This window comes from Enterobacter sp. Sphag1F (assembly GCF_014193275.1).
Taxonomy (GTDB): Bacteria; Pseudomonadota; Gammaproteobacteria; order Enterobacterales; family Enterobacteriaceae; genus Pantoea; species Pantoea symbiotica.
This window is the reverse complement of sequence record NZ_JACHZD010000009.1, coordinates 41962-54068: the sequence shown is the minus strand read 5'-3', so window position 1 is coordinate 54068 and position 12107 is coordinate 41962. Positions and strand designations below refer to the sequence as shown.

The 12107-nt window shown below is 52.6% G+C and carries 12 protein-coding genes; 5 read left to right on the top strand and 7 right to left on the bottom strand.

Annotated elements, in window-relative coordinates:
• Nucleotides 1-14 precede the first annotated feature (14 nt).
• Nucleotides 15-992 (bottom strand): porphobilinogen synthase, encoded by a 978-nt coding sequence (hemB, locus tag FHW71_RS22140; RefSeq protein ID WP_179453092.1) that lies wholly within the window; start codon nucleotides 990-992, stop codon nucleotides 15-17.
• 116 nt (nucleotides 993-1108) lie between these two features.
• Nucleotides 1109-2614 carry a glycine betaine/L-proline transporter ProP gene (gene proP, locus FHW71_RS22135; protein WP_008108164.1) on the bottom strand — a complete coding sequence of 502 codons (1506 nt, stop codon included), beginning with the start codon at nucleotides 2612-2614 and terminating at the stop codon, nucleotides 1109-1111.
• A gap of 359 nt (nucleotides 2615-2973) precedes the next feature.
• Between proP and FHW71_RS22130 the strand changes: the two genes are divergently transcribed.
• The 3 genes from FHW71_RS22130 to FHW71_RS22120 all read left to right on the top strand — a co-directional run bounded on the left by FHW71_RS22130 (nucleotide 2974) and on the right by FHW71_RS22120 (nucleotide 4828).
• Nucleotides 2974-3774, top strand: coding sequence for a hypothetical protein (locus tag FHW71_RS22130; protein ID WP_179453091.1), 801 nt, complete (start codon nucleotides 2974-2976; stop codon nucleotides 3772-3774).
• The gene (locus FHW71_RS22125) at nucleotides 3767-4237 is read left to right on the top strand and encodes a hypothetical protein (protein WP_179453090.1); all 471 of its coding nucleotides are present in this window, start codon (nucleotides 3767-3769) and stop codon (nucleotides 4235-4237) included. The genes FHW71_RS22130 and FHW71_RS22125 overlap by 8 nt, the downstream gene beginning before the upstream one ends.
• Nucleotides 4238-4348: 111 nt before the next feature.
• Nucleotides 4349-4828 carry a hypothetical protein gene (locus FHW71_RS22120; RefSeq protein ID WP_179453089.1) on the top strand — a complete coding sequence of 160 codons (480 nt, stop codon included), beginning with the start codon at nucleotides 4349-4351 and terminating at the stop codon, nucleotides 4826-4828.
• Here FHW71_RS22120 and FHW71_RS22115 read toward each other — a convergent pair.
• The gene (locus FHW71_RS22115; RefSeq protein WP_179453088.1) at nucleotides 4820-5779 is read right to left on the bottom strand and encodes a D-2-hydroxyacid dehydrogenase family protein; all 960 of its coding nucleotides are present in this window, start codon (nucleotides 5777-5779) and stop codon (nucleotides 4820-4822) included. The two genes, FHW71_RS22120 and FHW71_RS22115, sit on opposite strands and share 9 nt — an antisense overlap.
• Entirely contained in the window at nucleotides 5754-7358 is a 1605-nt protein-coding gene (locus tag FHW71_RS22110; RefSeq protein WP_179453087.1) for an EAL domain-containing protein, read from the bottom strand. The genes FHW71_RS22115 and FHW71_RS22110 overlap by 26 nt, the downstream gene beginning before the upstream one ends.
• 238 nt (nucleotides 7359-7596) lie before the next feature.
• Between FHW71_RS22110 and FHW71_RS22105 the strand changes: the two genes are divergently transcribed.
• Both FHW71_RS22105 and FHW71_RS22100 read left to right on the top strand, forming a co-directional pair.
• Complete coding sequence (locus FHW71_RS22105; RefSeq protein WP_179453086.1) at nucleotides 7597-8361, top strand: class II aldolase/adducin family protein; 765 nt, start codon at nucleotides 7597-7599, stop codon at nucleotides 8359-8361.
• Nucleotides 8362-8371: 10 nt separating this feature from the next.
• The gene (locus tag FHW71_RS22100; RefSeq protein WP_154157240.1) at nucleotides 8372-9316 is read left to right on the top strand and encodes an ABC transporter substrate-binding protein; all 945 of its coding nucleotides are present in this window, start codon (nucleotides 8372-8374) and stop codon (nucleotides 9314-9316) included.
• Nucleotides 9317-9351: 35 nt separating this feature from the next.
• Here FHW71_RS22100 and FHW71_RS22095 read toward each other — a convergent pair whose 3' ends face one another.
• From FHW71_RS22095 to FHW71_RS22085, 3 genes are all read right to left on the bottom strand, one after another.
• Nucleotides 9352-10398, bottom strand: coding sequence for an AI-2E family transporter (locus tag FHW71_RS22095; protein WP_179453085.1), 1047 nt, complete (start codon nucleotides 10396-10398; stop codon nucleotides 9352-9354).
• 229 nt (nucleotides 10399-10627) lie between these two features.
• Entirely contained in the window at nucleotides 10628-11107 is a 480-nt protein-coding gene (gene tssD / locus FHW71_RS22090; protein WP_179453084.1) for a type VI secretion system tube protein TssD, read from the bottom strand.
• A gap of 213 nt (nucleotides 11108-11320) precedes the next feature.
• Nucleotides 11321-11995 carry a hypothetical protein gene (locus tag FHW71_RS22085; RefSeq protein ID WP_179453083.1) on the bottom strand — a complete coding sequence of 225 codons (675 nt, stop codon included), beginning with the start codon at nucleotides 11993-11995 and terminating at the stop codon, nucleotides 11321-11323.
• Nucleotides 11996-12107: the final 112 nt, after the last annotated feature.

The following is a 12107-nucleotide window of genomic DNA, read 5'->3' as shown; positions in this document are numbered from 1 at the left end:
AGGCGTAACGATAATCAGAGCACTTTTTGCTCGGCGAGATCAAGGGCAAAATAGCTGAAAATGAGATCGGCACCGGCACGTTTAATCGCGCCCAGGCTTTCCAGAACCACATTACGTTCGTCGATGGCGCCCGCCTGTGCGGCGAATTTAATCATCGCGTACTCACCGCTAACCTGGTACGCCGCCAACGGCAACGTAGTGCGTTCGCGGATATCGCGCAGGATATCGAGATAAGCACCCGCTGGTTTCACCATCAGTGAATCTGCGCCTTCCGCTTCATCAAGCAGCGACTCGCGCAGTGCTTCACGGCGGTTCATTGGATTCATCTGATAAGTCTTACGATCGCCTTTCAGCGCGGTGCCTGCTGCTTCACGGAACGGGCCGTAGAAGGAGGAGGCGAACTTGGTCGAATACGACATGATGGCGGTATCGGTGAAGCCTGCGGCGTCCAGCGCCTGGCGAATGGCTTTCACCTGGCCATCCATCGCGGCAGAAGGGGCGATAAAGTCGGCGCCGGCTTGCGCTGCCACCACGGCTTGCTTACCGAGATTTATCAGCGTTTGGTCGTTATCAACGCCGTGATCGCACAGCACGCCGCAATGGCCGTGGCTGGTGTATTCGCAGAAACAGGTATCAGACATCATGATCATTTCTGGCACGGTGTCTTTGCAGATACGCGACATACGCGCCACCAAACCGTTTTCGTTCCAGGCATCGCTGCCGGTGGCATCGGTATGGTGGGAAATGCCGAAGGTCATCACCGAACGAATACCCGCTTTAGCAATACGTTCGATCTCATACGCCAAACGTTTTTCTGGAATACGCACCACGCCCGGCATGGCGTTAATTGGCACGTAATCGTCCACGCCTTCTTCAACGAAGATCGGCAGCGCCAGATCGTTGATGCTTAGGTTGGATTCCTGGAACATTTCGCGCATTGACGCGCTTTTGCGCAGCCTTCTTGGGCGCTGGATCAGATTAAATTCAGACATGCTCTACAACTTATGCAGGTTAAAAAAGTGGCAATAGTTTACCCCTTTTCGGCACTGCGCATGAAGGATTGTGTGCGGAAACGAAAACTCCCGCCGGGCGGCGGGAGTGGGGAAGATTACTCGTTGATGTCCGGGTGCTGCTGCACCAGGTTTTTACGTTTCGCCTCAAGCTTGGCGATCTCGTCATCAATATCTTCGATTTTCTGCTCGATGTTGTCGTGATGCTCCTGCAGGATTTCACGCGCTTCTTCGAGATCCGACGCCGCCGGAGTGGCACCGCGCAGCGGCTTGTTAGCGGTCTCTTTCATGTAGATACCGGTAATCAAACCAATCACCGCGACAACCATCAGGTAGTAAGCCGGCATATACAGATTGTTAGTGGCTTCGACTAAATAAGCGGCGAGTGTCGGAGTCAAACCGGCAATCAGCACCGAGATATTAAAGGCACTTGCTAAGGCGCTGTAGCGAATGTGGGTTGGGAACATCGCAGGTAGCGACGATGCCATTACACCGGTAAAGGCATTAAGAATCACCGCCATCAGCAGCAGACCGGCAAAAATCAGGCCCAACACGCCGCTGTTGATCAGCATAAATGAAGGAATTGCGAAGGCAAACAGCGCGATAGAACCAATGATGATAAACGGACGACGGCCAAAACGGTCACTCAGCATACCCATCACTGGCTGCACAAACAGCATACCCATCATGATGGCGATAATGATTAACACGCCGTGATCTTCCGAGTAGTGCAGGTTATGCGACAGATAACTCGGCATGTAGGTCAGCAGCATGTAGTAGGTCACGTTGGTGGCAATCACCAGACCGATACAGGCCAACAGGCTTTTCCAGTGTTTGGTCGCAATCTCTTTAAACGACACTTTCGGGCCATCGCGCAGTCCTTCACGGTCGCCCTGTTCCAGTTTCTCAACGTGCTGCTGGAACGCCGGCGTTTCTTCCAGCGCATGACGCAGATACAAACCAATGATGCCCAGCGGCAGCGCGATAAAGAACGGAATGCGCCAGCCCCACTCAAGGAACTTCTCTTCACCGATGATGGTGGAGATCAGTACCACAACGCCCGCACCCAGCACGAAGCCGGCAATCGAACCGAAGTCGAGCCAGCTGCCCATAAAGCCGCGCTTACGGTCAGGCGAATACTCGGCAACGAAGATCGATGCGCCGGTGTATTCACCGCCGACCGAGAAGCCCTGCGCCATTTTTGCCAACAGCAGCAGGATCGGTGCCCAGATACCAATCGAGGCATAAGAGGGTATCAAGCCAATACAGAAGGTACTGATCGACATGATGACAATGGTGATAGAGAGAATTTTCTGGCGACCATATTTATCGCCCAACATGCCAAAGAACAAACCACCGAGCGGACGAATCAGGAACGGAACTGAGAACGTACCCAGTGCAGCAATCATCTGTACACTTGGTGAAGCATCCGGGAAGAACACCTTACCCAGCGCATAAGCCACAAAGCCATAAACACCAAAATCAAACCATTCCATCGCGTTGCCCAGCGAAGCTGCGGTAATGGCTTTACGTAAACGGGAGTCATCGATAATCGTGACATCATCAATCCCGATAGGTTTTACACGCTTCCTACGTAGTTTCATGCAGATACCCTGTATTGGAATTCGAAAAATCCTCAACGCTGCGGACTCAATAAATGCCAACAGTCCGCGGCGTTGAGAAAATTAAAGCATAGCCGGGAAATAACGTTTTTCCCTGGCCTGCCGGGCAATTATTAGGGGGGTAATGATTGCCAACCGCGACAGAGTATACCGATTTAGTGTGATATTTGTCATGTTTTCACCATTAACTGGCTATTTTTTAGCTAATGATACGGCTTTATTCATGCTTAAACGCGTCAAAAAAAGGCAGGAAAATAACATCACACTCTGCGGTTAGCGTGCGCCTTATGGTTAAACTACTTATACTTACGCCAATTGCTTTTTTGGAAATCAGGATTCGCATGGCGCGTTATGTTTTGTATGCCAAAAGTCTCTGTTTTGATGCCGAACAACAGGTGTTTTATCCGCTGAATGCCTCAACACAACGTGTTGCGTTGAGTACGCTTCAATGCGCAGTATTACGCCGCGTGCTCAATGCGCAGGGGAAACTGGTACGTAATCAGGCGCTGCATGTGCTGTTCCAACGGGAACCTTCTGATGTGCCCTTTGCCGATCGCCTCACTACGACCATTGCCGAGATCAATCGCCTGGCACTACATGCTCATGCGCCAGGTGCGTTGATTCACCAGGTGCCGCTAATTGGCTGCGTGCTGGCGGAGCAGGTTGATGTTGAACCCTGCAACGACACGCTGTCTGTGAAATCAGAGCCTGAGATGCCGGTGAACATTCAGCCTGCACCGCAAGCTAATCCTGTTGTCGCTAAGAAAAAATCCTGGTTGCTGCGCGGAGTGCTGGCCGGTTTTTTGCTGCTCAATGCGATGCTTGCACTGGTTGCACGACACGAGTTAGCACCAGCGGGACATGAAGGCACTGATTACAAATCCTATGGTCAGGAGGCGCGAACGCAGGTGTTTATCGCCGAAAGCCTATTGCCAAACTCTTTTGTGGTTCAGGATGCCCTGCGCCGCTTTCGCGATTTAAAGCCGCGTCTGGCGGATGGATCGACACCGCCTTTGCTTTATATCAATCGTTCGCGTACCCGCGTGTTTACCAGCGCATTTCTCTGCGCGCGACCGATGTCGCAAAAGAACAATGAATGTCTGTCGTGGATGGTATCTGCTCAGGAATTACCGGATGCGTAAATCACTTCTGGCTGTTGCCCTCTTTGTTGCTTTTATCTTGCCGTGGGCACTGGTGTTGCTGGTACGCCCAGCCGAACCGGTACCGGAATGGTGTGAATTTCCCTATCGTATTCAGAATGAAGCGCAGCCAGGTGGCGTGATTAATGCCACGGTGCGCAATCGTTTTAAAGCTGATGGCAGCGGCAGTTCAATTCTGACCGGCACCATCACGCTCAGCGATCGTCATTATCAATTAAATCGGGTATCAGATTACAGCTGGCATCGGCAGGGTGATTTTATGCTGGTGAATACGCATCAGGTGCAGATTATGGCCAACGATACGGTGCCTGCCGCGCTGGCAGCACAGGTTCTTTTCACTTCGGGGCGCGAAGCTAATAATGATTTTTATCAGATGTATCAACTCCCGAACGGCGATCAAATAATCAATTATTCTGGTATGCCACGGCTTTATTGCCATACCTGATTGTTGCGCAAATAAATAAGAAAAACTTACCATTAAGCGAGGCGGTAAGCACCGCTTGCCAGTTTGTAAGCATTCAGTAATACTCTGCCGCCGTGCTTTGGTGGAGTGTTCATGTCGAGGAAAAACGCCCAGTCTTTTAAGAATCCCTGGCTGTCGATGATCGACAGTGTAGAAAGGAATCTTATCAATTTTGTGCCTGCGGCACCTCGTACGGCTGCCGTTTCCAGTACCTCGATTGAGTGGATTAACTGTGGCGAGCGAGCCGATGCGCAGCTGGCATTATTGGCGCAACAACCCGATGAACTGCTGCAACGCCTGAAAAGCTGGCGCCAGGCCGGATTACTCACCAGCCAGGCGATGGAGAGCTTTCGTCAGCTGCAACGGCTGACACAAACCAGCATCGCACGTAACCAACCCATCACGCAGCTTGATGAATATCAGCAATTAGTGGGGCAGTTAACGCCGACGCTGGAGCGCATCAATCAACGTCTCAACGCCCAGCGCGATTTGCCGAATGGCGCACTGGCGGAAGATAGCCTTGAAGTGGCGCTGCGTATTGCTGAAAAACGTCGCGCAGGCCGTTCAGAGTAACGAGCGCAGCGGCGCACCGGTCAACCATCCCTTAATATCTTCCACCGCCTGCGTAAAGTAGGTGTGATAATTGCTGTCGGCAACATAGCCGAGATGCGGCGTCGCCAGCACATTCGGCAGCAGACGCAACGGATGATCCGCAGGAAGCGGCTCCTGTTCAAACACATCCAATCCTGCACCGGCTAGCTGACCCGATTGCAGCGCGGCGATCATCGCCTGTTGATCAACAATCCCGGCACGCGAAGTGTTAATCAGTAGCGCACCAGGCTTCATCTGCGCCAGCGCCGCCGCATCGATCAAATGGCGTGAGCGTTCGCTCAATACCAGATGAATCGACACCACATCGCTGCTGTTGAGCAGCACTTCCAGCGAGGGCGAGCGCTCAACGCCACACTCGGCGGCGCGTTCAGCGGTTAAATTCTGGCTCCACGCACATACATTCATCCCAAACGCCTGCGCTACTTTTGCCATCTCGCCGCCGATTTTGCCCAGTCCGAGCAAGCCCAGCGTTTTGCCCTGCAGACTCATGCCTAAGGTGTGCTGCCACGCGCCGTTGCTGCGCAGCGCTTGATTCTCCGGCACGATATGGCGCGCTAGCCCAAGCAATAATCCCCACGTCAGTTCCAGCGGTGCCGCACTGCTGCTGGCGGTGCCACATACCGCGATATAGCGCTCTGCGCAGGCATCTAGATCGATGGAGGCATTACGCATGCCGGAAGTGACTACCATTTTCAGATTGGGCAAGCGGCCAATCAGCTCGGCGCTGAGCGGCGTGCGTTCGCGCATCACCACCAGAATGTCGGCGTGGGCGATGTGTTTAACCAGTTGATCCTGGTCGGCGAAATGTTCAGTCAGGGAAGTGGTGTTAACCAGCGGGGCGAGAGACGCCCAATCGGCAAGTGACTGGGCGACGTTCTGATAATCATCAAGAATGATGCAGTTCAGGCTCATGATGTTCCTCAACGAGAAGTGGCTTGTGCCCTTGCTCGCTGAGCCAGGCACGCAGCCGGTCATTATCCAGCGGACGGGCATAATAGTAGCCCTGAATAAATATCACACCACGCTGCCGAAGGTACTCAAATTGTGTTGCGGTCTCTACGCCTTCACCGAGTACATCCAGTTCCAGCTTGTGGCACAGATTAATAATCGCATCCAGCACCGGCGTTTCGACGTCGAGGCCTTCAATGGCGTTAATAAAGCCACGATCGATTTTCAGATAATCCAGCGGGAAGGTGAGCAGATAAGTCAGCGAGCAGTGTCCGGTACCGAAATCATCAATTGCCACCTTCATGCCCTGCGCGCGCAAATGGCGCAGTTTACGCGCCACCATTTCACCATCTTCAATCAGGCTGCGTTCGGTCAGCTCCAGAGTAATACACATCTGTTTATCTTTGATGCGCTCAGCAAACAGCTCAATGTCAGCAACGAAATCGGCATGTTGCAGATGTTCCGCCGCCAGATTCAGCCCGATGTGGAAACCGGGTTCGACCTGCCAGCCCTGAATATCTTCCGCCATCAACTCCAGCAGATGCTGGGTCAGCGGCACAATCATGCCTTCGGCTTCAGCGGCGCTGATAAAGATATCCGGGCGAATCATGTCGCCATTGGGGCGCTGCCAGCGCAGCAAGGCTTCGGCGCCGGCGCAGGCGTGCAATGTGTTGCTGTAAACCGGCTGATAATGCACCGAGAACTGACGCGCGCGGATAGCGCGGCCAATCTCATCGTGCCAGGAGATACGGCGACGCAGCCAGTTGGCGGTGAGGATCATCAACAGAATCGAGAAAATCGCCGCCATCGGCAGGAAGATGAACAGCGCCTGACGCCAGGCTTTCAGCAACTCCGAAGCCGGAACCGTCACACTAACGGTGATGGGATAGCGGCTGGATTCGGCCATAAAAGTTTCACTTTTCATATACAGCTTCGGCCGCATGTCATTCGGTCCGCTGGCGATCACCGCACCGCCGCTGAATTGCAGGCTCATTTGGTAGCCACGAGATCCGCCGATGGCGTTCATAAAGTCCATCAAATATTGGCCATCAATGACCGCCCAAAAGCCGCTGGTATCGGGGAGCTGGCGCACAAACACCACGGCAGGACGGTTCTGTACGCCGTAAGTGCCGCGCACCGAGATGCTCCACCAGGCTTTGCCGGTAATCGGCGGTGGCTGCAGCATCATTTCGCTTAAGGTGCCGTGTTTCAGGCCAAAGGCGGACGAGCAGCTGATGTCGCCGCCTTTCAGCATACCAATGGATCGGAAATAGGGATTGAGCGTGCCCGCTCGCTGCAGCTGATCTTCGATTTGTGTGCAAGGTTGATAGTGATACTGACGCAGCTCAGTGATCATATCCCATGCGTTATCACTCATCTTTTCAGCCTGAGTGAGCAAGGTATTGGCGGTGGAAATCTGCTGTTGGTGGACGGTATGGCGCGCTTCGATGGCGGTACAAAGGATGCCGAGCACCAAGGGTAACAACCCGGCGCAGACAATTAAGAGCCAGCCAAAATCGTGATGTCGTTTTTTCAGTGGCACCAGACAATCCTCGGTGGGTTTACGCCGCGCATAAGCTGCGGTTGCGGCGTCAGCAGCATACCATTTTCACAGGGCTGTGTAGGGTAGCGATTTAAGAATAAACCGGTCTGATACAGGTCAATGATCAATCTCACTTTGCGTTTACTGACAATGTTTTGCCGTTATTGGCATTTCCCAGCGGCAAAAACGCTATGCCACGATGTTAGGTAAGCACATTGACCTGAAATGAGGAGCGGAAATGAGCATTGAAACCCTGGATGTCACATCGTTACGGCAGCGCATTAGCGAAGGCGAATGGCAGGCGCGTACCAAGCTGGCACAGGCTTACCATCTGGCGGCCAAGCTGCGCTGGACCGACCATATTTACACCCATTTTTCCCTGCGCGTACCGGGCGATCAGCCGCACTTTCTTATCAACGCTTTCGGGCAAACCTTCGATGAAATCCAGGCGGAAACGCTGGTGAAAATCGACATCGACGGCAATATTATTGACGACCCAACCGGGCTGGGAATTAACCTTGCCGGATTTGTTATTCACAGTGCGATTCACCGCGCGCGGCCCGATGCCCATGCGGTGCTGCATACGCATACCGCCGCGGGCATTGGCGTTTCGGCGCAGCGCAACGGCCTGCTGATGATTTCGCAACACAGCACCCGTTTCCATAATCGCCTTGGTTATCACGATTACGAAGGCATCGCGCTGGATCTCGACGAGCAGCAGCGCATCGTCGCCGATCTTGGCGATCTCAACGCGCTGATCCTGCGCAATCACGGTCTGTTGACCAGCGGCAGCAGCATTGAAGAAGCCTTCTACAACCTTTATTACCTCGAACGCGCCTGCCAGGCACAGTTGGCAGCACAATCGGGCGGCGCGGATCTGATTATTCTGCCAGATGCTGTTTCCGAGAAAGCCGCGCAGGCGTTTGATAACAGCATTCGCCAGCGCAAATATCAGCTGCACTGGGATGCTTACATCCGCCAGCTCAACCGCAACGCACTTTGAGAATCTCCCAATGAAATGGCTGAAACCGGTATTTTCTGCGCTGCTGCTGTGCGCGGCGTTTGGCAGTCAGGCGGCGCCTGATTTGAGTAAAGTCACGCTGGTGCTGGGCGATCAGGCGCGCAATCTGCGTTCGCTGATCGAAGCGGCAGATGTAATGAAAGACGCGCCTTATCAATATCGCTGGGCGAATTTCCAGGGCGCAGCGCCGCTGTTTGAAGCGCAGCGTGCCGGTGCGGTGGACACCTCGTACGCAGGTGATTTGCCGGTGCTGATGGCGGCGTCGGGCGGCGTGCCGCTGAAGATCATCGCCACCAACGTCGGTGACGCCGGTTCGAACGGGCTGATCGTGCCCGCCGACTCGCCGATCCACAGCGTGAAGGATCTGGCCGGCAAGCAGGTTGTCGTCTCGTCGGCGCGCGGCAGTATCTCGCAGCACTTGCTGTATGAAGCGCTGGAAGAGGCGAAAGTGCCGCGTGATACGGTGCCGGTGCGATTTGTGTTGCCGACCGACGCCAGCGCGGCGTTTAACTCAGGACAGATTGCCGCGTGGGCGACCTTCGATCCCTATTTAGGCATTGCCGAAAAGCATGGCGCGCGTCTGCTGCGTGACGGCAAAGGGCTGACGACCGCGCTGTCGTTTGTCACCGCCACGCAAAGCTCGCTCGACGATCCCGCCAAGCGCGCGGCGATTGCGGATTTCACCCATCGTCTTGCCAAAGCCCGCGAGTGGGCGCTGGCGCATCCGCAGCAGTATAACGAGGTGTATGCGCAGTTAACGCGCCTGCAACCGGCGGACGCGCAGCAGATTACTGCGCGTATTTCCCACGGCGTGCGTGGCGTGACGCCGGATGATGTGGCGAAGGTGCAGAAGGTATCGGACTTGTTCAGCGAGCTGAATATTCTGCCGAACAAAGTCGATGTGCAGGCAATTACCGATAACAGCGTGTTTCAATAAGCGGCGTAGGGTCGCCATTCATGGCGACCTGGCTGTTATCGCACCCGTTTACCCGGCCGCCCGTTCCCCAACATAATCGCCAACCGACTGCCGCCCGGCGTGGTTTCCATCAAAATCTTGGTCACGCTAGTAAGCGGCACCGACAATAACATGCCGACCGGGCCCAGCAGCCAGCCCCAGAAAATCAACGACAGAAACACCACCAGCGTCGAGAGTCCCAGCCCGCGCCCCATCAATCTTGGCTCCAGCATATTGCCGAACACCATGTGAATCGCACTGAACAGCGCCGCCACCAGCATGGCGTCATAAATATTATTCAGCACCAGCGCCTGAATAAACGGCGGGATGCCGGCGATGATCGGGCCGATATTGGGGATGAAATTAAGGATGAACGCCACCACGCCCCAGAACAGCGCGAACTTCACGCCGAGCAGCAGCAGCGACAGCCAAACGGCGACGCCAGTAATCAAACTCACCAGGGTTTTTAGCGCCAGATAGTGCGTGACGCCTTTCAGTGCACGGTGCAGACCGGCGATACGGATCTGTGGATTGACCATCGCGTTACGCATTTTGTACGGCAGATGGCGCACCTCAAACAGCATAAATACCACGGTGAGAATCAGCAGCAGCACGTTGGTCATCGCGCCGGACAGCTGTTTCAACACCGATGTGGCCATGTCCATCACCACGTTGGGATCGAGGCGTGCCGCCAGCGCTTCGGTAGAGATGTTGATATGAAAACGCGCGGCAAAATGTTGCATCACCGCCAGCTTCTGCTCAAGCATGGCGCGGATTTGCGGATAGGTATCACTGAAGTCACTGGCCGAGCTGGCGAGTACAGCAATCAGTAACAGCACGACGATAAAAATCACGCTGATCACCAAGGTAATCGCCAAGCCACGTTTGACGCCGCGCCGCATCAACATCGTCACCAGCGGATTGAGCACGATTGCCAGGAAGCTGGCCAGTAAGAAGGGCACCAGAATGTCCGAGGCGGCGCGAATGCCCGCCAGAATAATCACCAGCATCGCCAGTTTTACCAGGATGTTCTGGCCAATTTTTTCCTGTAGCAGGTTGTTCATTCTCTCTCCTGAGACGGTTTTTGCTCAGGAGAGTGTAGTTGATGGAAATTAACCATCTGTTTTTTAAGATAAACAGAAGTTTTACAACGCGCACCATCCGTAGCTACCTTTTTAACGTCACGCGATAACTGCGTAATGTCCACACCACGGCTTACCGTGCCGACATCAACACTTGTTTTAAACATCGACACGGTTACACAACGAGTAAGGCGAGGCGTTAGCTATTTTATTAAGCGATCATTCGCTCGTTCCAACCATCTTTAAACTGAATATTCCCATCGACGTATTTCCACACAATTGTCTCATAACGAATCTCGATATTTTCCATGTGTGTGCTTGCTATGCCTGCTGGTACGAGTGATGGAGTAATACTGGTGATTTTTACGTTTTCTAGCACAATGTTAAAGTATTCAGTTTCAATTCCTGCTTCATTAATTCTATACATTTTTATTGTGGCTGATTTGAGTATTCTGCCCTGACACAAAGCGCGGAATAATAATGGCGTTGTCTGGTCAAATTCTTTCTGGAAAACTATTGGGGCATGGATTCTTGCTGCAGTTAACTTCCCGGTATGTCTATCGGCTGGAACCGAGATGTTATGCGTTAGAGTGCGCATTTCAATTGAGCCAAGTCGTGTAGGCATCAGGCATCCACCAACGATAGGGGATCCGTTTTCATCTGTTAGCCATAAATGAGCTGGAGTTGACATAGTTAAGTTCCTTTTAATTTTAACGAGGGCGGTTAAACCAGATAACAAATGCAAAGGTAATTATTATAAAAACACCGGTTGACTGAAGTGCGTAGGGGCGAAAGTACGTTACTGAAAAAACGCCGAAAATAATAATTAAAACAAGCGGAATGTAGCCCCAAAAAAAGTATGATGCCTGAGCCTTTAACCATTGCTTTAGAAAATTTCGCATGCCTACTTCACCATATTAATTATTGCTTCGGTAATGTCACTATCAAATGCTTGAGCTTTCATAAAAGTAGGCTCGACGAGGAAATACATCATTTCGAGTCTCTGCATGTGCAGGGCATGATAATACATCGGCGCTTGCAGCCTGAGTCGTTCAGCACTTTCAGCAGCTTGCTGTACGATGCCGTATAGCCCTAGCCCGGTAACAGTTAGTGCGGCAGTCTTTCCTGTCCAGGCGGCAATAGATGAGTTAAAGCCTATGCCAAGGCAAACAGTTGTTGTTATTCCGATGACAAAAGCCTGATTGTTTAGTGTACTAGCGGAGATGATCACGCCTGCTTTTAATAAACCGGAATTGATTGCTGAAAGTTGTTCGCGTGTTTTGAATCTGAAAATTTCTTCAAAATAGATGTGAACCAGTCTGTAGATAATGTCACGTCTTTTGACGACTTCGGCAATGCCGTCCAGGAAGCGCAAGTCTTCTTCTTTTAGCTTTGCACACACATCTTGATAGTTATCGGTGAAGCAAGATGTGTAATACACCAAGCGTGTTGCTCCGTCGCCAATTTTACTGGCTTGTTGAAGAGCCTGGTCTTTTACACCTATAAGAGCTTTTTCAAGCTGTGACGCCATCAACTCATCGGCTTTAATGCCCTTGAGTATCAAATCACTGTGATACATGCTGTTTCCTTACGGTAAGAAATCATCCCTAAGCGAAACTACAATTTACCCATTTAAAATGTAAGGTCAATGCGACATGGACATGGGTTATAAAATATGTTGATTAGATGAC